This window comes from Vibrio sp. 5S239, assembly GCF_041439575.1.
GTDB lineage: Bacteria > Pseudomonadota > Gammaproteobacteria > Enterobacterales > Vibrionaceae > Vibrio > Vibrio kanaloae.
In genome coordinates this window covers 332,391-353,109 of the sequence record NZ_JBGOOM010000001.1, presented here as the reverse complement: position 1 = coordinate 353,109, position 20,719 = coordinate 332,391, and the positions used below count along the sequence as shown (strand labels likewise).

Here is a 20,719-nt window from a genome sequence, read left to right as displayed (position 1 = left end):
CGTCAGTTTAGCTCACACTGATTGGTTACTCGTCGTCCAATTTTGGTGCGACTTTCTTCTTAGGGATAAAGACAGTATCGCCCACAGCCACATTCTGGTGGAAGCTCTTATCGCGCTTAACCGGTTTCTTAGGTGTTTTCTTAGCTTGAGTGTTCGCTTTCTTCTTCGCTGGAGCACCTTTAGCAAAAGCAGGTTTACGTGGTTTAATGCCTTTGAATTTGCCTTTTAGGCCTTCTAGCACAGAGAAAGTCAGGTCTTGTTGCAAATATAGTTCAACACGCTTAAAGCTATCCCAATCTTTTGGGCCAACCAAAGAAATCGCGTCACCTTTATTGCCAGCACGACCAGTACGGCCAACACGGTGAACATACTCTTCCGTGTGCTTAGGCATATCAAAGTTGATAACGTGGCTTACATTTGGAATATCAATACCACGTGAAGCAACGTCTGTTGTTACTAAGATCTTATAAACCGCACGCTCGAACTGGCTCATGATGGCATTTCGTTGCGTTTGGTTTAGATTACCACTCAGGGCCACCGCTTTAAGCTTCTTCTCGTTCAATTTTTCTGTTAGACGATCAGTATCTGCACGAGTTGCTGTAAAGATCATCACTTGACGGTACTCAGCTTCTTCTAATACACGATCTAAAATAGCTTCTTTGTGGTCGAGGTGATCACACAGGTAAAACTTCTGAGTAATATCAAGGTGCTGCTCGTTAGAAACACCTACAGAGATTCGCTTAGGTGCGTCTAGCATTTCATTTGCAATGCCATTCACTTCCGCGTGATCAAGCGTCGCAGAGAACATCAACGTTTGACGACGACGGTGCTTAGCTGCATTCGCAATGCGACGCAATTCAGGTGCGAAACCTAAATCCAGCATACGGTCAGCTTCATCAAGGATTAGCGTTTCAACACCATCGAGGAACAATGAGCGATGTTCTAGGTGATCAGCAAGACGGCCTGGAGTCGCCACGATAAAGCGAGGGTATTTACGCAATGCTTTAACTTGGTCGTTGAAGTTTTCACCACCTAAGATCAGTGCCGCTTCATAAGACAAGCCACCAAGCATGCTACGTAATTCGCCGTAGACTTGCTTCGCTAATTCACGAGTAGGAGCCAAAATTACACCACGAGGATCACGAGCAGAAAACGCTTTGGTTTTTAATGCTTTGTGTATCATCGGCAACACAAACGCCAATGTTTTGCCGGATCCCGTTTTTGATGAAGCCAATAGATCCTTACCGGCAATAACAACAGGGATCGCTTTCGATTGGATCTCTGTCGCTTTCTTAAAGTCATAATGTTTTAAGTTCTTCAGTAAGCGATTATCTAAGCCTAAATCTTTAAAGTGCAAAGGACTCTCCAGTCATGATGGTATTGAATAAAATTATTTTAACGTGACATGATACCGCGAAAGTACTTTCTAAGGATAGAGATCACAGTAAATTTATCCCGTTATCTATAAGTTCACTAGAGCATTGTATACATTGCTAACAAAGGGATAGCTCTACTAAATGAGACAAAAATTGATTCCAATACCGCCATCTCAAAAATGAAACAGACTGTGATAGCTAGCTAATTACCTCAAAAATTTAACAATTTCTTTAGTTATTGATTTTGCGCTTAAAAAATTAGTCGCTACAATCATTAATGAAGCGACTATATGATAAAAAATGTATAGCGCATCTTTTGATGATAAATAAGCAAGGAGTTCTTATGAATAAGACATTAATCGCAGCTGCAGCCTCAGTTTTCATTCTAGCTGGTTGTTCTTCTGAGCCAGAAGAGGCTGCAATGTCAGAAATGGATCAATTGACTAACCAAGTTGCTGAACTAAGCAACGAAGTTGAAGCGCTTAAGAGTGACAAGGCTGCCGCTGAAATGAAGGCTCAAGAAGCATCTGCAGCCGCTATGGCAGCAAAAGAAGAAGCGGATCGTGCTAACGACCGTATCGACAACATTGCAGAGTCTTACACGAAGTAATTGAGATACAAGCGCTATTGCGCTTTAAATCAAATAAGTCGTAGAAATAAAAAGCAGTAATTAGATAGCACCACCTCTTGACGGAAGTGGTGCTTTTATTTGAAATAAGAAAAATGAAGGTCAAGGAGAGAGAAAAGCCGTATCGCTTTCCACAGGAGCCATCGAATTAAAACTCAATCACAGGTGGTGCTATCTCAACAGGCACACCGTTTTGAGCAAAGATAACAGCTTTCGCTTTTGAGTTAGGCAGCTCTGCATCTTCAAGCCACCATTTCAATTCGACCGGGATTTGTAGAGATTTCTTAGAACCGTCACTTCTCGTCAATGGTTCGTGTGCTTCAACGAACACACTTCTGTCTGGTTCGAGTGATACTTTAATCGGCTCATCAATTATTGTGACTTGCTCACCACGGCTAACCTGCTCAAAGAGCCACTCAATATCTTTAGGTTCCATACGGATACACCCAGAACTGACTCGCAAGCCTATTCCAAAATCTTTGTTCGTGCCGTGTATCAAATAATCCCCGATACCATATGCAAGTCTCAATGCATATTCACCAAGCGGATTTTCCGGCCCTGCGGGAACCACTCGTGGTAACTCAATTCCCTTCTCTAGATACTCTTTACGAATTGAGTTAGGAGGGGTCCAAGTCGGGTTTGGTCTTTTCTGGCTTATCTTGGTAATCATTTCTGGAGTATCACGCCCCACCCGCCCGATTCCGACAGGGAAAACATGGACCAGATTTCTAGTAGGCTCAAAATAATACAACCTTAGCTCTGCAAGGTTAATGACAATCCCTTCCCTTGGAGTGTCCGGTAAAATAAAACGGCTAGGAATACTTAATACATAACCTACCTTTGGGAGAAAAGGGTCCACACCTTTGTTTGCTGCCATCAACGAAAGAAAGCCAATATCGTACTGCTTGGCAATAATCGCTAACGTTTCACCCTCAACGACTTCATGTTGCTGTATTCTGCCTACTATGCGACTTTCAGCAGAAGGTAACTCAAAAGTCGCCGCTGACACCCACGATGAAGCCGTCGTCACTCCTACAAGCAAAGTCGTTTTCACGGCAAACAGCGCGATCTTACGTAGTTGTGTTTTCATAGAGATCAAAAGCGTCGAGTTAGCGCAATAGGACATACAATTCCTTGGTTTGTCTTTTATCAAAGTTTAGATTATCGCTGATAAAACGTCTCTACAATGATTAGTTGACGTAAATGCATATCCATCTTGCTCTTAATATGCGTGTTCTTCTTTTGATTCCAAGCGATTTAACCACACAAAATCGATTGCCTTTACGATTTCAACATATTTAGTTATCTATAATAATAAAACTGTAAGTGCAGAACCATTTTGTGACAAACATCTCATGGAGCCTCGTTTTAACTCGCTAATATTGCCTCAACAAAATGAATTCAATTCAACAGAATCGGTAATTTACTCAATCTAGTTCCTATCATTACCGTTTAAACTTTGGAGAACGACCATGGCTACACCTCATATTAACGCGCAAGCTGGTGATTTCGCAGAAACAGTACTTATGCCGGGCGATCCGCTTCGCGCAAAATACATTGCTGAAACATTCCTTGATGATGTGAAGCAAGTTTGTGACGTTCGTAACATGTTTGGTTACACAGGCACTTACAAAGGTAAAAAAGTTTCTGTAATGGGTCACGGTATGGGTATTCCATCATGTTGCATCTACGTACACGAGCTTATTGCTGAGTACGGCGTCAAAAATGTTATTCGTGTTGGTAGCTGTGGCGCAGTACGTGACGACGTTAAACTAATGGACGTTGTTATTGGCATGGGTGCATCTACCGATTCAAAAGTTAACCGAATTCGTTTCAACAACCACGACTTCGCAGCTATCGCTGATTTCGATCTTCTAGAAGAAGCGGTAAATCAAGCACGAGCGCAGGAAGTTCCAGTAAAAGTAGGTAACGTATTTTCTGCAGACCTTTTCTACACACCAGAAGCTGACCTTTTCGAAAAAATGGAAAAACTAGGCATTCTTGGTGTTGATATGGAAGCGGCTGGTATTTACGGTGTTGCTGCGGATCTAGGTGCTAAAGCACTGACTATTCTGACAGTTTCTGATCATATAATTCGTGGTGAGAAACTAAGCTCAGAAGAGCGTCAAAAGTCGTTCAACGACATGATGAAAGTCGCTTTAGAGACTGCAATCAACATCTAATCATTAGACAATAGATGCATTTCTAACACTAACTGTATTTTTGCTAATAGATAGTTTGAAACGCAATACCACGCAGCCAAGTTCGCTTGGCTGCCTAAATAACCCCGAGGGGGCGATTGTGTCCAACGACAAGCTGCCAAAAGATGCGGATGGATTACAACTCAACTTTTGTAAAACATTGGCGTGTGACAACTTTGGCTTGAGCGATGCAAAACGATATGTTTTGCAACATGCGAATCCTAAGCGTCCAGCGATGGTTTGTCGTGAGTGTGGAGCTTTCCCCCCCTTACTTAACAATCGTGAAGTGTTAAGCGAACTTCATCGCCTACGACAACTTCACAGCGATGGCCTTCCTGCTTGTCGCAATGATGATTGCGATAATTTCGGCTTATCGGTCCATACCCACAAGCACCTTTATCATGCCTTTGGCTATAGTGGCGACAAGCAAAGATATCGATGCAAAGACTGTCAATCCACCTTCGTTGACAAGTGGTCTGGATCCAATAAAAAACTTCAGTTTCAAGAAAACCTTATGGGCTTATTGTTCATGGGCTATTCCGTACGTGAAATCTGTAGAAAGCTTGATATCAACCCCAAGACTTTCTACGATCATGTTGACCATATCGCGAGCCGTTGTCGTCGCAAGTTAGCGATGATAGATGCACGATGGGTTAACCATGCTCAAGACTATCAATTCGCTTCCCATTATCAGCGCTTGCAGCCACAAAGTAATAATGGCGTCGTTTGGATCGCGACTGGCGAGGCCCATTCCGGCTATATCCTTTGCCAACACGTTAATTACTCTCAAAATGAAGAACCGTCAGGGAATATTGATCATAACCCTTATGATGATGTTGCGCGCTTTGTATCCAAAGAACACTCTTCAGAAGCTAACCTAGAAATACCTCAGTCCTCAGACAAACTGAAAGAGCGCATTGAACAGCAATACCAAGTAATTCTTGCCAGAGGAAACGTTGAAGATCCTATGGGCAACCTCACCACGTTTAGCTACCCTTCGAAAGGGGCATTAGTTCGACCACCCTACACCTCCTATGCTCACTTTCTACATGTACTTGATATGTGTGATGAGAATAAACATGTCGCTATCTATATGCCACAAGACCCATTACTAAGGTCTGCCGCCCTAAGCGTATGTTTGCCGCGCATCCAGAGTCAAAATATTGACCTTATGTATGTAGAGGAAGATTCGGGTTGGCAAGATGGTCAAAGTTTTGAAAAAATCGACATTGTTCATATGAGTTGGTGGCGTGATCGTTGGGCTATCGCAAATCAAGGTTATAATCAAAAAGGAATTTGCTACCTAACTGGTAGTAATCCCGAGCCAAAACAGTGGTTTAACATCGCCTCAATACAGCAAACTAAGTTCTATCAACAGCGTTTTCAAGTCTTATTTGATAGCTTCATTAATGAACCTAGACGTAAACTTCGTCCTGGAGGAATTCTTCCATTACTCGACATATTTAGAGCTTGGCACAATCTGTGCTACCAAGATAAGCAAGGGCTTACTGCAGCGCAACGTTTAGGTGTCGCGGAGCAACCATTGACCCTAAAGCAACTGCTTTCATAGAAATAGAACATGTAGCGATTTATTCGGGAACTCGTTGATTTAAAAGTAGCAACATGATGTATCCCCCATAATTGTAAAAGATAGATGTTCCTTTAATGCTCTAAGAAAGATAATTAGTGTTTATCCTAAATCACACTCTTATAATGGTTGTGCTATCAATATGCTCGATAATTATGGATCTAAGCCTTGGACAAAAATCAGTACCTTCTTGAAACAGAACTAGAACAACTCAAAACTCGCGTCGACTCTGAACCATTGGTGATCTTAGAGATTGCACAGCAATGCCTCGTTAGGTCAGAGCAAGTTCTGTTTGAAGAGGGCGCGATCCAGTCACTGATGTTAATGGCCAGATGCTCCTGGAACCTAATGGACTACCAAAAAGGTTTAAAGTACATCAAAGAAGCCCTCAAACGACAAAGCCGATTAGATACTGATCTTTTTCTCCCTGAAATACTCCATTTACACGCTCTCCAATTTTGGGGGCAAGCCAAGTACTACTCCGCCCAACAATTCTGGATCAATGCATTAGAACAATCAGCGCTAGTTGATGAAGTGGAGATACAAATTGAATGTCTCATTGGCCTAGGTAACATTTGGCGAATTACCCACGAGTATAAACTAGCACGCTCTACCCACCAGCTCGCCGTGAAAGTCGCTAACAACAGACGTATTGGTTGGTTAGAGGGCAAAGCCAGGATACTGCTCGCTTGGGATTACTATCTGCTCAACAACTATGTTGAAATGCTGTCGGTACTCGACGGTGCAGAAGAAGCATTAAAAGATCATAAAGACAATACTTGGCATGCAGAGGTATGGGATTTCAGAGGTCTAGCACTACTTGGCCTTGAACGTATAGATGACGCAGAACGCGCGACAGCCAAAGCACATAATTTGGCAGTAAAACACAATCTAGTATGGATGAAGGCACACTCCTACATCAGCCGAGCTCGATTAGAGCTCCTAAGAAAAAGGCCAGAGCAAGCGGCAGAACTACTCAGGCTCGCCGAACAATCTGCGAACGAATTCGATAACGGTGAGTTACTTAGTCAAATTTGTTACCAACAGTCTCTAGTTGCAGAAGAAAACCAAGAGTTTAAAGTGGCGTTAATCGCTTTTAAAAAGTATCGCCAGTATTCTATCGATATGCTTCGAGAGCAAACAACCCGAGTCGGTTTAGATAAAGCACGCAGTTCAAAGCGTCAATTAGAGCAGAGAGCTCGAAAGCTGATTAATCGTATTCGTGGCCAACATGAGTATGACCCCGAAAAACACCTTTCTCATGTCGTTTCTGAAACCTTTTGGTGGGAGCAACTGGTTCTCTTTAAAACAGAGCTCAAACGTTCAAACCACAGCATTATTATGTTTCAGCACATCGATACCGATTACTTAGATGTCTGCACCGAAATTGCTCACACTTTATGTAACCAAAACGATTTCATTTCAAGGTTAAGTTCAGAACGTGTTGCTCTTATGCTTTCCGAAAAAGGAGAGGCCGCAGAGGAAACTTTTCAAACCCTTACCACCATGCTTGATATATACCCATGGCACAGAAAAGGGCTAAAAGGTTCGAAGCCTACCGTTAGTCTCAACGACATATTGACGTTCCCGTTTACTCTTGAACAACTTGAAGAAGACGATGCAAAGGTAAGATTATGATGGAAATCCTATTAAGCAAGATCACGGATGCTGGTTTAGACCCATCATCAGTTTCTGGTGAAGAGGCGATCATATTCTGGAATCATATTCGTCAGCACGTTTCAACAACAAAAACAGAACAAGCACACTGTTATATTATCAGCTCTGAATATCGAGCTGAGTTGCAACAAAATCAAACCAGTATAGAAGAATTGAAACTTGCTCTCGACTTACTGCATTTACCCACTGATATAGAAGACATTCTTACGGTCAAGACTAGCCTAAGTGATCGCTTAGTTGAAATAGGTAATTACACCTCTGCACTGAATGAATTCGTAAGTTCTTCGTCCATCGCTGTTGAATACGGCTACATCGATGAGTACGTGATGGCCATTTTAGGTATGGGCAACCTGTGTGATGCCTATGGTGATCACAACCGAGCTTTACGTTATTACCAAAAAATAAATAGCATTGACCATGCGATAAGTAGTCGTTCACTGCGACTCAAATTCAAACTGCATATGGTGGCTAGCCTCTTGTTGCTCAACCGTATTACAGCGGCCAATGATTTACTGAACGAATGTGAAGAACTGAGTATTTTGGTAAGTGACAAGCTACTCACGGCTCAGATACTGCTTTATCAAGCAAAAGTGCTCCGCGCCAAGAAAAAATATCACGATGCACTACGCTGCCTATCTAAAGTTCACTATTCTGCTAACAACACCCAAGCGAGTTGGCTTTCTATCATGACGCGTCTAGAACTCGCGCATTGCTTCAGCGCGAATGGCAAACAAGAATACGCCAGCATGATTCTTTCGAATACAAGCAAACGTGTGAATGAATACTCATCCCCCGTTCTTGCAAAGCGTTTCTACGACTCCTTGAGCGATGTGTGTATGAATCAAGGTCGCTTTCAAGAAGCACTGAACTATGAGAAAAAGGGCTACCGGATTGAAACGGATCTCATGAAACAGATCCCGATCAGCGAACTCGGATCGAGCCAACTGCGCCGTCTTTCGCGTTTTGAGCTACAACTAAAGCTAATTCTGTCTGAGCAAGAAAATCGTGAGTTGAAAGAAACCACTGAACAACATAAAAATGCAGTTGCTCAACTACAACAAGATGTATTCACCGATCCACTAACAGGCCTACATAACAGACGATGGTTAGATGTAAAGCTTAAAGATATGCTGTTGCACGAAACACCTTTCGCGTTGATGGTTGTCGATATTGATCACTTCAAATCGATTAACGACGAGCTTAGCCATTTAGTCGGTGATAAAGCGATTGTCAGTGTTTCTCAAGAATTACACTCTTACTTTAAGTTTAAAGGCGCGTCATGCGTCAGGTTTGGTGGTGAAGAGTTTTTGGTCATTATTGAGAACACCAATCTTGAAAAAGCAGAAATGCACTCTGAAAATTATCGAGAACGCATTTTCCAATTCGGCTGGCATGAGATATTGGGAGAGCGAGGCTTAACCGTCAGTATTGGTATCACTATGCATCGCGAGGGAGAAAATACTCAGCGCACCTTCTACCGAGCAGACAAAGCTCTGTACCGAGCCAAAGCTAATGGCCGAAATCAAGTATGTACAGAGTAGTATTTTTACTATGTAAATAACGGTCTGTACCTTCACTCCCTCTAAGGTCACAATGGACCGGCATGCCGCTACTTATAGAAAAATACACCCATTGATAGAAAAAGAACTATTGATAGAAAAAAAGAGAGATTCCACCTAAAGCAGCAATTGTCCCAATAACACTCTGTTTTGAGACTCTTTCCCCTTGTAAGGCATAAATCACCAAAATAAAGACTGGGCTAGTCGCTATCAACGTTTGTGCGATAGCAGGGTTAGCATTTTTCAACGCAACTTGTTGAAGCCACAACGCCAAAAACGTTCCAACAAATATCGCCCCTGATAGCCAAAGTTTGTCGAGCTTCGTCATTTCCCATAAATCTCTTTTTATAGATGAGTAAGGCTTACTCTCAACAAAAGGAATAATAAACATCACAGCAAGTACACCAACGGTCAGGCGAATCAATGCCCCTAGCAATGGTGGAAGATCGCCCGCCACAAGAGCGTAATGAGAAATGACCACGCCCGAAGCCTGACACACACTCGCCACAAGCCCAAATCCAATACCTTTCCATTGTACTTTGTCATTATAAAGAGAGTCTCCGCTCGCTAGCCCAGACGGTTGAAAGACGACAAACGTCACCGCTACCGTCGTTATTACGACAGCAAACCAGCTTTGTAACGTCAATACAGCGCCAAGGAACATTAATGCCAGTACGCCAGAAAGAGGGGGAGCTAAAGACTCAAGTAACAAGGTCTTATTGGCACCGATTCTTTTCAATGCCGCAAAATAAGCACTATCTCCAATAGCGATGCCAATAACACCCGAAATAGCCAATATCCAAAAATGGTTGGCACTGAGTTCAAATTCAGGCATTGGGATAAAAGGCATCACAAGCAGCATCATGCCTGAAGCCACAATACCCTTAACAATGTTAAGTTGCATAGCTGAAAAGCGATGTCCGAATTGCCCATAAATCCATGTCGCGCAGGCCCATACAATCGCAGCACCTATGGCCGCTAATTCCCCTATATACATCCGTGTTTATCCTCAGTAATTATGCATTTCACTAAAAATAGTAATCTTCATCACCTCAATTTCTGGTTGTGAGCAATTATGAGTGAATAGGCTTACGACAAAATTTCGTTCTGACAACTCCAACCAAGATAACAGTAGCTTCCTAACTTAACGTGAATAGGATTCAATAAGATTTCACAAGGGTAGTACTCGTGTTAAAAGCAAACACATTTATTTTCAACTTGGTAAATCATTTCTATAACAATTACTTGGATCATAGCGTAATATATTTATAACTAATATCTATCATTGGAAGGATCTGTTATGTTTTTAGACTACTTTGCACTAGGTTTACTTGTATTCGTAGCATTAGTAATCTTTTACGGCATCATCGTTATTCACGATATTCCTTATGAAATAGCAAAAGAACGTAACCACCCTCATCAAGATGCTATTCACGTCTCTGGTTGGGTTAGCCTATTCACCTTACATGCAATATGGCCGTTTCTCTGGATTTGGGCCACGCTATGGCGCAAAGATCGTGGTTGGGGCTTCGCTAAGCTTGAAGAAGAACAGCACGACATTCATCATCGCGTCGATATTCTCATCGATCAAGTGAGTACCCTTCAGGAAGAAATCGTACAACTCAAGCAAGCGAGTACTAAGCAAAGCAGTCTAGAGAAAGAGACAAATAACGTTCAAGATCAGGAGGCTAAATAATGGATTTACTGCTGATAATGACCTATGCGGCACTTTGTATCACCATATTCAAAGTATTTAAGATCCCGCTAAACAAGTGGACTGTACCAACGGCTGTTCTTGGTGGTGTTATCATCATTGGTACTTTGATCCTGCTGATGAACTACAACCACCCTTTCACGCAAATTGGTAACCAAGTTTACTCAACAACGCCAGTCGTTTCAGGCGTTAGGGGCAAAGTTATCGAAGTGCCTGTAAAGGCAAACAAGCCTCTTAAACAAGGGGATATACTTTTCAAAATCGATCCTGTTCCATTCGAAGCTGAAGTCGCAAGATTAGAGGCTAAAGTAAAAGAAGCAAGCCAAGGTGCTCTTGGGATGGAATCAGAAGTAGCCGAAGCAGAGGCCGCAAGAATCAAAGCGATAGCAGAGAGAGATAAAGCCCAGCGTGAATTCTCTCGTTATAAGCGTGGTTATGACAGCGGGGCCTTTACCGAGCAACAACTCGACACTCGCAGGCAAGCGTACAAGGCATCGGAAGCTGCGGTAAAAGTGGCCAACGCTAGCCTAGAACAAACAAAAATAGCCTTAGATTCTGAAATAGGTGGCGAGAACACAGCCGTTTTAAGCTTGTTAGCTGAATTGCGCAAAGCTAAGTTCGACCTTGAGCAAACCGTAGTTAGAGCACCAACCGATGGTTACGTGACTCAATTAGCTCTCCGCCCTGGCGTAATGTCAGTCCCGCTGCCTCTCGCTCCAGTTATGACTTTTGTTCATACCGAAGATAAATTCTATACCGCAGCATTCAGACAAAATTCATTACAACGTCTAAAGCCTGGCTACGAAGCTGAATTTTTATTCAGAGCGCTACCAGGGAAAGTCTTTAAAGGACGTATTGACGAAGTAATTCCAGCAATTGGAGAAAGTCAATTCCAAGCCAGAGGCGCACTATTAGGTACTGATGCCCTACGCACTAACGGCCGTGTATTTGTTAAGTTATCCATAACGGACGATCTGTCGGAATACCACTTGCCTATGGGTACCGCGGTTGAGGTTGCTGTTTATTCAGACAGCTTCACTCACGTGTCTATCATGCGTAAAGTCCTTATTCGCATGAAGAGCTGGCAGAATTATTTATACCTAGATCACTAAGTCACAGCTCTCTAGGTCACTAAATTAACGGCACTTAGCCCTCAAGTGGACCTAACATATTGTTAATATAAGTAAAAAAGCCGGACCTGTTCTGGCTTTTTTATTGCTCAATTAACCGTAAAATCACGCATTTTTTATGATATTTGGGCGTTCAGACGGAATTTTAGACATCTAGACACTTACCTTCCCTTATGGAAGGATTCTACTGTATAATGCGCGCCTTATTTTTCATATTTGCCTAAAAAACGTTCTCATTGAGACGCATATTAATAATGGCGAATATTCGTTCTTTATCATGCTTTATCTTTCAGTATTCGAGGTTATCTATGAACTTTTCAGCGAAAACAGTCGTCGTTATCGCCATTGGCGCGGCACTGTACGGCATTGGTGGTCTACCTATGTTTGGTGTCCCAGTGTTTGCTAACACGACATTGAAACCAGCAATGGCAGTCCTAGCACTGTTTTCTGTTTTGTTCGGCCCGATTGTTGGCTTCCTGGTTGGTTTTATCGGTCACTGGGTAACAGACTTATTCGCAGGTTGGGGCGTATGGCTAACGTGGGTATTAGGTTCAGGTATCGTAGGGTTGGTTATTGGTCTATTCCCTATTATGACTAAAAACCGTCTTCAAAAAGGCGAACTACCAATGAAAGATTTCGCGCTATTTGTCGTGCTTGCTCTCGCAGGTAACGTTGTCGGCTACGGCTGTTCCGCATTCCTAGATACCATTCTATACGCAGAACCGTTTACCAAAGTCTTTACTCAACTGTCTATCATCGCAGCGGGTAATACCGTTCTGATCGCAGTTGTTGGCTTCCTGATCCTAAAATCAGTCGCTAAGCGTAACAAACAAAGCCGTAACCTGACTGAGGCATAGGCGATAATGACTATAGCATTTTCGAACTTCTCTTTTAGATATGAGTCGCTGGATAAACCGACGCTAAAAAATATCAATCTAAGGATAGAGAAAGGAGAGAAAATCGTCATTATTGGACCAAGTGGTAGTGGTAAATCTACCCTAGGCCAGTGTCTGAATGGTTTGATACCTCATGCTATTAAAGGTGAGGTCACCGGTTCTTTAGAGATCAACGGCAAGAACATCTCTGAATTTTCAATGCACGACTATACCGAGCAAATCGGCACGGTATTGCAAGATACGGACAGCCAATTTGTGGGTTTAAGTATCGGCGAAGACATCGCATTCGCATTGGAAAACCAGCTGATGTCGAATATAGATATGTATCCGTTGGTTAAGTCGACAGCAAAAATGGTCGACTTGGCGGATATGCTTGATCGTTCTCCACATGACCTTTCTGGTGGTCAAAAACAACGAGTATCGTTAGCGGGTATCTTAGTTGATGATGTCGATATCTTACTGTTTGATGAGCCTTTAGCAAGCCTTGACCCTAAAACAGGCAAGGCAACGATTGAGATCATCGACCAACTTCATAAAGAAACCAACAAGACTATTGTGATTATCGAACACCGCCTTGAGGATGTTCTGCATCGCGATATTGATCGTGTGATCTTAATGGAACGCGGCGAAATCGTTGCCGACATGACACCCGATGAAATCTTGGCTTCTGAACTGCTTGAGACACACGGTATTCGTGAGCCGCTTTACCTATCAGCACTTAAAGCAGCCAAAGCACCTTTAACAAGCGAAGACAAGCTGTCCAACCTAAAAGCTTTGGATTACAAAAGGTTCCGTCCTGCGGTTCAAGCTTGGTTTGCAAAGTGCCCTGCCCCGATAGCAGAGAAGCAATACACTCCCTTACTCGAAGTTCATGGACTAACTTACTCTTATGACGGTGATAAAAACGCACTCGAAGATGTCAGCTTTAAGATTGGCAAGGGTGAGTTTGTTTCAATACTGGGTAAAAACGGCTCCGGTAAATCGACCATTACCAAGATTATCATGGGTGTGATTGACGCGGATTCTGGCTCTTCGTATCTGAACGGCGAAGAATTATCTGAACTTTCTATCTTTGAAAGAAGCCAGAAAGTCGGTGTCGTGATGCAGAACCCAAATCATATGATCTCGCATCATATGATTTTTGACGAGGTTGCATTTGGCCTTCGTAACCGCAACATTGCAGAAGAGCTGATCACAGAAAAAGTAGAACATGTTCTTGAGTTGTGTGGGCTGAGCAAGTTCCGCCACTGGCCAATCGAAGCACTGAGCTACGGCCAGAAAAAGCGTGTAACCATCGCTTCTATTTTAGTGCTGGAACCTGAGCTTCTTATCTTGGATGAACCGACAGCAGGTCAAGACTACCGTAACTACACATCCATGCTGGCATTCATCCAAAAGCTTAACCGTGATTTGGGTATTACTGTTGTGATCATCTCACACGACATGCATCTCGTTCTTGAGTACACCACACGTTCGATCGTAATAGCAGACAGCAAGTTGATTGCGAATGCAGCGATGACGGAAGTGTTTAGCCAACCATCACTTCTAGAACGTGCAAATCTTTGTACCACCAGCATTTATGAACTCGCGACTATGATGAAAATCGACGACACCAATGCGTTCATGCAGTACTTCATCGACTACGAGAGAAGCGCTTAATGAACGCATCAAAAGTAAAATTCGGCATCAATTACATTGATACAAAATCACCGCTTCATGCACTTAACGGCATCACCAAATTTGCACTCTTCTTAGCTTGGGTAACCGTGGTATTGACTACGTTCGACCTAAGATTGATTACGCTGCTTATTGTGACTGGTTTATACCTACTAAAGCTTACCAATGTGCCTGTACGCGTGTATAAGCCTTTGTTATTAGGAACGGCGAGTGTATTAAGCCTAAATGCTTTGTTCATGTACCTGCTTGCGCCGCAGCAGGGTACTGAACTTATCGGCAGTGAAACGCTATTACTGACGCTTCCTGGCAATTACTCATTGAGCCAAGAGACCCTGTTTTACTTAGTCACTGTGACGCTCAAATACATGAGCATGTTCCCGATAGCGTTGATTTTTGTCTTCACAACGCATCCGACTGAGTTTGCAGCTAGCCTCAACCGTATGGGTGTTCCCTACAAGATCGCCTACGCGGTGAGCTTAACACTGCGTTACTTGCCAGAAGTTAAAAAAGACTTCATCAATATCATGCATGCTCAACAGGCTCGTGGTGTAGAGCTTTCAAAGAAGGCTCCCCTAATTACTCGAATCAAAAATGTGGCTAAGGTTCTAGGCCCGCTTATTTTCTCTAGCTTGGACCGCGCAGACGAAATTTCAAATGCGATGACGTTACGAGGCTTTGGCAGACACAAAGATCGAACTTGGTATAGCTACGCACCTTTGCAGCGTGTTGACTTCATTTGTCTCGCTGTCATTACATTAGTAGTGGTAGTCGCTATCGCAAAGCGAGTGCTCGAAGAGCAACTGTTTTGGTACCCTTTCTAGGCTCGTACAACAATATAAAATATTAATGCCTCCCTAAAGGCCGTTTGATAAAGCGGTCTTTTTTAAATAAACAATAAATTAGTCTAAAATATGTATTAATTATATTTTTTTATACGCGATTTTTTGTTTTTTTAAGGTCTATGGTTCGAGATTTTGTTAACATCCATTTTCCGTAATTTCTATACAGAATGTCACACCTAATATAGGTTTGTAATGGCTCGAATAACTCAACTACAGAAAATAGAAAACCAAAAGAAATACAACAATATTGTATTACAGCTGTTTCTATCTGAAGGACACGAAGCGCTCACCTATGCAAGGATTGCTCAAGAAACGGGCGTTAGCCTCACAACTTTACAGGGATATTTTCCTTCAACATGTGCAATAAGAGCTGTTCTACACGAACATGTTTTGTCTATTATGATGGCACCTTTAGATTTCTCTACGAAGTCTGCATTCTATGACTCTTGGAAAGCAGCGTTGAATGACAAGCCATTCAAAAACGCTATCAAGCTTATGTTTTTCCATGCCTCACAGAACCCAGCTTCTGAAGAGCTTAACCTACAGGTTAATGGCGTATTTCGTCACAAAATGATGGAAAGTTTTGGTGAAGATACTCAACAAATCATTGAGATCGTTTTAGGTAGATCCCTTCTACAACTAACGAACCTTAGAGCACCGTAAGAAAGAGTTTTTAAGCAGTAAAAATGGGAGACTAGTGCTCCCATTCTTTATTTTAACCGCTGGTTAATTTCACTTATAGGCTAATTGAGCTTGTAGAAAATCGTCGATAACGGTGGTAGGCGTAGCTCGATCGATGTGTCTAAGCCTTCGCTTTCTACGGATTCAATTTCAGCAGTCTGCTTCACTTCAAAACCACTACCAGCGTAATCAGTCGAGTCCGTATTCAACAATAGTGAGTACTTGCCTTGTGCTGGAACACCTAAACGGAAGTGCTCATGAGGAACAGGGGTAAAGTTAGATACCACCAAGACACGCTCACCAGACTCACTAATACGTTCATGAGCTAAGACACTTGCTTCTGCAGAGTCTTGAAGACGCCACTCAAATCCTTTCGGGTCAAAATCAAGGTCGTGCATAGCGACTTCAGAGCGGTATAAGTTGTTCAAATCTTTGGTCAAGCGCTGAACACCTTGATGGCGATCATAATCTAGCAAAAACCATTGCAGCTGGTCATCATGGTTCCATTCCGCCGTCTGGCCAAATTCAGTCCCCATGAAATTCAATTTCTTACCCGGCTGTGCGTACATGTAGCCCATGTAAGCGCGTAAGTTAGCCGTTTGCTGCCATTCATCACCAGGCATCTTGTTATGGATAGAGCCTTTACCGTAAACCACCTCATCGTGAGACAGAGGCAATACGTAGTTCTCACTATGTGCGTAAACCAATGGGAACGTAATTGTATTGTGGTGGTATTTACGGTTGATTGGATCTTCTTGGATGTAAGACAAACTATCGTGCATCCAACCCATATTCCACTTAAAGCCAAAGCCTAAGCCGCCCATAAAAGTTGGGGCTGAAACACCAGGGAAAGCTGTTGATTCCTCAGCTATCGTCATCGCATTTGGGAAGTGTTTGTAAACTTCTTCGTTCATCCACTTCAGCGTTGCGATAGCGTCGTAGTTTTCGTTACCACCGTCCACATTTGGAATCCATTGGTCATGACTGCGCGAGTAATCGAGGTAGAGCATTGAAGCGACGGCATCAACACGAATGCCATCAATGTGGAATTGCTCGAACCAGTAGAGAGCATTAGAAACTAAGAAGCGACGTACATGTTCACGACCTAAATCATAGATGTACGAGTTCCAATCTTGGTGCCAGCCGCGGCGAGGATCCGGGTCATGGAACAACGGCGTACCATCGAAGTTTGCTAAGCCATGATCATCACTTGGGAAGTGAGCTGGAACCCAATCAAGTACCACACCAAGACCTGCTTGGTGACATTGGTCTACGAAGTATTTAAAGTCATCTGGTGAGCCAAAACGGCTCGTTGGTGCAAATAGACCTACTGGCTGATAGCCCCAAGAGCCATAAAATGGGTGCTCTGAAACTGGCATCAATTCAACGTGCGTGTAACCAAGATCCGTTAGGTATGGAATCAGCTCTGCAGCTAGCTCACGGTAATTTAAGAATTCACCGTCAGCGTTCCGCTTCCAAGAACCAGCATGTAATTCATAGAATGAAAGCGCTTCTTTACGCTTTTGCGTGACTGGGCGATTCTGCCATTGAGTATCTTGCCACTCGTAACGAGCGTGATCATAAGTCACAGATGAGAACGATGGGTATTGTTCGGAGTAGAAACCCCATGGGTCAGCTTTGTGTGGTAAGCCTTCGCCATTTGGTCCTTTTAATTCAAATTTGTATTGAGCGCCCTCTTCCAGTTCAGGAATGAATAGGCCCCACATACCGTAGTCCAGACGTTGCATTGGGTGACGACGACCATCCCAAGCGTTGAAGTTTCCCACCAAGCTTGCCGCTGTAGCATGCGGAGCGTACACCAAGAAACGCGTACCTGAAATCGTCTGTCCATCACGCTCTAGCGTAATAAACTGAGCCCCCATGTGATGATACATATCTTTCGGTGTATGAAGATCTTCATAACTTGCGTACAGATCATGGTACTGGTATGGATCATCGATGATCTGCTCGACTCCAGCCCAATCAACTGCAAGCTTATAGTGAGTAAAGCGTAAGTCTCTTTTCTGCTTAAGAATGAAACCACTTTCACCCTCTCGCGCTAACTCTATACGAGGTTCCTTTCCAACAATCAACTCGACTTTATCTGCCCCAGGAATCCATACACGTAATGCTCCTTGATTAGAAGGTAAGTATGGCCCTAAAAATGCAAATGGGTCTGTGAAGCAAGCCTGTGATAGTTGGGCATATATTTGTTTTTGCTTTGAAATAGAACTTAGTTCCAAAACGCTTCTCCCTAACCAAACATCCAAAAAAATATAATACAAAAATGCCCGCTATTAGTGCGGGCAATATAACGACTATTTATTCTACCAGATGAGCATTGATCATTGAGTGACCGAGGTTATAGTTTCGTACGGCGTAAGCAAAAAACCACGTATATTCAAGTCACTCAATATCATTACTTCGCTGCTTTCTCTCGAACATCTGTCAGCTTAGAAGCAATACGATTTACCCCTTCGTGAGCAAAGATTTCGTCCAAGTTCATTGATAATTTACGACGCCAGTTAGGGTACTCATCTACAGTGCCAGGAATGTTGACTGGCTTGTCCATCTCTAACCAGTCTTCTAGTTGAACACTTAGCAATGTTGAACCACCAGCCGCAACGTGCAGTTGAAGTGCTTCAGCAAGGTACGAGTCCATAGGGACTAGGCTTGCATCACGGCCAACACCTTCAGGTAAAAAACCATGCCATGCCACCGAATCTAAGATCCCTTGTTTGCACTCTAGACGGTCATCGAACAGAGTTTCTAGCTGTGCTGCATCTGGGTATAGACCAATATCTTGACCCATCTTCAAGTCATCACAGTGCCAGAAGCCACGTAGTGTTGGCATATCGTGCGTACACAGTGCCGCCATTGATTGTGATGCGTAATGTTTTGGTGAAATGAAACCACCATCTTCTTCTGATGTTTCAAAGAAAAATACTTTGTAAGAGTGCACACCAGCATCTGCTAGGATGTCGACGATCTCATCTGGAACTGTACCTAAATCTTCACCGATAACGCTACATTGATAACGGTGGGATTCAAGCGCCAGAATCGACAGCATATCTTGCACTGGGTAGTAGATGTACGCACCTTTCGTTGCGTTTTCACCTTTTGGAATCCACCACAAACGCAATAAACCTAACACGTGGTCAATACGCAGCGCACCACAGTGTTTCATGTTTGCACGAAGCAACTTAATGTATGCATCGTAGCTTGTCTCTTGAAGCACTTCAGGGTTCAGTGGTGGTAATCCCCAGTTTTGGCCTAAAGGACCAAGAATATCTGGTGGAGCACCAATGCTTGCATCCATCACTAGATTGCCTTGATCAGCCCAAGTCTCGCTGCCTGAATCCGCAACGCCTACCGCAAGATCTCGGTATAAGCCAACGGCCATGCCTTTCTCTTCAGCAAGCGATTGAACATCGTTGATTTGACAATCTGCTAACCATTGCAGGTACATGTAAAGATGTACCTGATCTAAGTTATCTTTGATGTACTTCTGTGTCGCTGGGCTGTCGAATGTACGGTACTTCTCAGGAAATACCGGCCATCCCCACATGCCAGAGTCTTCAGCATGCAATGCCCCATGCAGAGCATCAAACGCCGCCTGATGCATCAAGCTATCGCCGCCCTCTTCCACAAAAGCTAGGAAGGCTTGAGCACGGTCACTGTTCTTATCTAGATGACGAGTCTTAAATTCTGCGAATAACAGAGGCAAGATGCCCATCTTCAGTTCAGACACCTCGGTGTAATTCACCCAATGCGCTTCACGCACTTTTTGTAGGCGTTGTTGGAACTCTGCGCTGCCTACAGTCTGTTGTGCTTCTGCACTTAGTGCGAATTCAGGTACTGAACTCACATCAATGTATAGGATGTTCAACCAGCGACGAGAAGACGGGCTATATGGGCTCGCACCTTCAGGGTTTGCAGGGAACAATGAGTGAATTGGGTTTAGACCAACGAAATCACCACCGCGAGAAGCGATATCCGCAACAAGCTGTTTTAGGTCACCGAAATCACCAATACCCCAGTTGTGCTGAGTTCTGAGTGTGTAAAGTTGAACGCTTGGGCCCCAAAGCTTTTTGCCTTGCTCGATTGGTGACTGCTTGAAACACGCTTTTGGCGTAATAATCAGTGTCATCTCATAAGGCTTCTTACGGCGCTTACGGCTTACAATTAACTTGTGGTACCCCCATGCCAAATCACTTGGCAATTCAAACACTAAAGGGCCACCTTCTGCACGCTCATCACGAACGACTTGAGATTGAAGATAGCCTTCGAGTACCTCTCCTTGCTCGGTTTCTAGACGCCAGTTGAACTCGCTCTCACGAGCACTAACACCTAAATTCAGCGCCACTTCTACTGGCTCACCGTCACGCAATACAAGAACTGGGTCTAGTACATCTTTTTTGTGTTTTCTTTCTGCTGATTTAAGCAGTGCATCATCGCTGCTTGTATCGTAGCCCAATGAAGCCAATAGAGACGTAATAGTATCGTCTGATACTTGTGCTTCATCGCCCCACGCACTAACGTAACTATCGGCAATATTTGCCATTTCTGCGATTTGTTTTAATACGTTTTGTTCTTTCATCGCTCTCTCCGAAAACGCCTTAACGCTTTCAATTTTTGTAGGGTTGTTTATTTAATTTGTTACTGATCAATTAGCTTGTGACAATCAGTTTGTAAGCGACCAGTTTATAAACAAAAAATGCCTCAACCATCTATTTGCCCACAAGCTAAT

At 43.3% G+C, this 20,719-nt stretch carries 16 protein-coding genes; 11 read left to right on the top strand and 5 right to left on the bottom strand.

Annotation, left to right across the window (positions count from 1 at the left end; translation table 11 throughout):
- Window positions 1-25: 25 nt before the first annotated feature.
- On the bottom strand, window positions 26-1,357 hold the full coding sequence (locus ACED48_RS01530; RefSeq protein WP_017057888.1) for a DEAD/DEAH box helicase: 1,332 nt from the start codon (window positions 1,355-1,357) through the stop codon (window positions 26-28).
- A 362-nt stretch (window positions 1,358-1,719) separates the two neighbouring features.
- On the opposite strand from ACED48_RS01530, the gene ACED48_RS01525 reads away from it, so the two are divergent.
- The gene (locus ACED48_RS01525) at window positions 1,720-1,986 is read left to right on the top strand and encodes an Lpp/OprI family alanine-zipper lipoprotein (protein WP_017057887.1); all 267 of its coding nucleotides are present in this window, start codon (window positions 1,720-1,722) and stop codon (window positions 1,984-1,986) included.
- A gap of 166 nt (window positions 1,987-2,152) precedes the next feature.
- On the opposite strand, the gene ACED48_RS01520 is transcribed toward ACED48_RS01525, so the two are convergent.
- A complete protein-coding gene (locus ACED48_RS01520) occupies window positions 2,153-3,130 on the bottom strand; it encodes a L,D-transpeptidase family protein (protein ID WP_017057886.1) in 978 nt (325 codons plus the stop codon).
- A gap of 346 nt (window positions 3,131-3,476) precedes the next feature.
- Between ACED48_RS01520 and deoD the strand changes: the two genes are divergently transcribed.
- From deoD to ACED48_RS01500, 4 genes are all read left to right on the top strand, one after another.
- The gene (gene deoD / locus ACED48_RS01515; protein ID WP_017057885.1) at window positions 3,477-4,187 is read left to right on the top strand and encodes a purine-nucleoside phosphorylase; all 711 of its coding nucleotides are present in this window, start codon (window positions 3,477-3,479) and stop codon (window positions 4,185-4,187) included.
- 118 nt (window positions 4,188-4,305) lie between these two features.
- Entirely contained in the window at window positions 4,306-5,775 is a 1,470-nt protein-coding gene (locus ACED48_RS01510; RefSeq protein WP_017057884.1) for a lactate dehydrogenase, read from the top strand.
- Window positions 5,776-5,961: 186 nt separating this feature from the next.
- Complete coding sequence (locus tag ACED48_RS01505) at window positions 5,962-7,431, top strand: hypothetical protein (protein WP_017057883.1); 1,470 nt, start codon at window positions 5,962-5,964, stop codon at window positions 7,429-7,431.
- Complete coding sequence (locus tag ACED48_RS01500) at window positions 7,431-9,011, top strand: GGDEF domain-containing protein (protein WP_029627193.1); 1,581 nt, start codon at window positions 7,431-7,433, stop codon at window positions 9,009-9,011. The genes ACED48_RS01505 and ACED48_RS01500 overlap by 1 nt, the downstream gene beginning before the upstream one ends.
- 106 nt (window positions 9,012-9,117) lie before the next feature.
- Here ACED48_RS01500 and ACED48_RS01495 read toward each other — a convergent pair whose 3' ends face one another.
- A complete protein-coding gene (locus ACED48_RS01495; protein WP_017057881.1) occupies window positions 9,118-10,026 on the bottom strand; it encodes a DMT family transporter in 909 nt (302 codons plus the stop codon).
- 303 nt (window positions 10,027-10,329) lie between these two features.
- Between ACED48_RS01495 and ACED48_RS01490 the strand changes: the two genes are divergently transcribed.
- The 6 genes from ACED48_RS01490 to ACED48_RS01465 all read left to right on the top strand — a co-directional run bounded on the left by ACED48_RS01490 (window position 10,330) and on the right by ACED48_RS01465 (window position 15,951).
- Window positions 10,330-10,725, top strand: coding sequence for a DUF3302 domain-containing protein (locus tag ACED48_RS01490; RefSeq protein ID WP_017057880.1), 396 nt, complete (start codon window positions 10,330-10,332; stop codon window positions 10,723-10,725).
- Window positions 10,725-11,855: an HlyD family secretion protein gene (locus ACED48_RS01485; protein WP_017057879.1), complete on the top strand. Its 1,131-nt coding sequence runs from the start codon at window positions 10,725-10,727 to the stop codon at window positions 11,853-11,855. Before ACED48_RS01490 ends, ACED48_RS01485 begins: the two co-directional genes overlap by 1 nt.
- A gap of 326 nt (window positions 11,856-12,181) precedes the next feature.
- Window positions 12,182-12,730, top strand: coding sequence for an ECF-type riboflavin transporter substrate-binding protein (locus ACED48_RS01480; protein WP_017057878.1), 549 nt, complete (start codon window positions 12,182-12,184; stop codon window positions 12,728-12,730).
- Between the two features lie 6 nt (window positions 12,731-12,736).
- Window positions 12,737-14,428 (top strand): ABC transporter ATP-binding protein, encoded by a 1,692-nt coding sequence (locus ACED48_RS01475; RefSeq protein ID WP_017057877.1) that lies wholly within the window; start codon window positions 12,737-12,739, stop codon window positions 14,426-14,428.
- On the top strand, window positions 14,428-15,267 hold the full coding sequence (locus ACED48_RS01470) for an energy-coupling factor transporter transmembrane protein EcfT (protein ID WP_017057876.1): 840 nt from the start codon (window positions 14,428-14,430) through the stop codon (window positions 15,265-15,267). Before ACED48_RS01475 ends, ACED48_RS01470 begins: the two co-directional genes overlap by 1 nt.
- Before the next feature lie 213 nt (window positions 15,268-15,480).
- A complete protein-coding gene (locus tag ACED48_RS01465; protein WP_017057875.1) occupies window positions 15,481-15,951 on the top strand; it encodes a TetR/AcrR family transcriptional regulator in 471 nt (156 codons plus the stop codon).
- An 80-nt stretch (window positions 15,952-16,031) separates the two neighbouring features.
- Here ACED48_RS01465 and glgB read toward each other — a convergent pair whose 3' ends face one another.
- Both glgB and malQ read right to left on the bottom strand, forming a co-directional pair.
- Entirely contained in the window at window positions 16,032-18,212 is a 2,181-nt protein-coding gene (gene glgB / locus ACED48_RS01460; protein ID WP_017057874.1) for a 1,4-alpha-glucan branching protein GlgB, read from the bottom strand.
- Window positions 18,213-18,388: 176 nt separating this feature from the next.
- Window positions 18,389-20,569, bottom strand: coding sequence for a 4-alpha-glucanotransferase (gene malQ, locus ACED48_RS01455; protein ID WP_017057873.1), 2,181 nt, complete (start codon window positions 20,567-20,569; stop codon window positions 18,389-18,391).
- Between the last annotated feature and the right edge of the window lie 150 nt (window positions 20,570-20,719).

Excerpts from the sequence above, each read along its gene's own strand:
- malQ (WP_017057873.1), bottom strand. The coding sequence starts at position 20,569 with ATGAAAGAACAAAACGTATTAAAACAAATCGCAGAAATGGCAAATATT.
- ACED48_RS01465 (WP_017057875.1), top strand. The coding sequence starts at position 15,481 with ATGGCTCGAATAACTCAACTACAGAAAATAGAAAACCAAAAGAAATAC.
- ACED48_RS01470 (WP_017057876.1), top strand. The coding sequence starts at position 14,428 with ATGAACGCATCAAAAGTAAAATTCGGCATCAATTACATTGATACAAAA.
- ACED48_RS01495 (WP_017057881.1), bottom strand. The coding sequence starts at position 10,026 with ATGTATATAGGGGAATTAGCGGCCATAGGTGCTGCGATTGTATGGGCC.
- ACED48_RS01475 (WP_017057877.1), top strand. The coding sequence starts at position 12,737 with ATGACTATAGCATTTTCGAACTTCTCTTTTAGATATGAGTCGCTGGAT.
- ACED48_RS01525 (WP_017057887.1), top strand. The coding sequence starts at position 1,720 with ATGAATAAGACATTAATCGCAGCTGCAGCCTCAGTTTTCATTCTAGCT.
- ACED48_RS01485 (WP_017057879.1), top strand. The coding sequence starts at position 10,725 with ATGGATTTACTGCTGATAATGACCTATGCGGCACTTTGTATCACCATA.
- ACED48_RS01490 (WP_017057880.1), top strand. The coding sequence starts at position 10,330 with ATGTTTTTAGACTACTTTGCACTAGGTTTACTTGTATTCGTAGCATTA.
- ACED48_RS01500 (WP_029627193.1), top strand. The coding sequence starts at position 7,431 with ATGGAAATCCTATTAAGCAAGATCACGGATGCTGGTTTAGACCCATCA.
- deoD (WP_017057885.1), top strand. The coding sequence starts at position 3,477 with ATGGCTACACCTCATATTAACGCGCAAGCTGGTGATTTCGCAGAAACA.
- ACED48_RS01480 (WP_017057878.1), top strand. The coding sequence starts at position 12,182 with ATGAACTTTTCAGCGAAAACAGTCGTCGTTATCGCCATTGGCGCGGCA.
- ACED48_RS01520 (WP_017057886.1), bottom strand. The coding sequence starts at position 3,130 with ATGTCCTATTGCGCTAACTCGACGCTTTTGATCTCTATGAAAACACAA.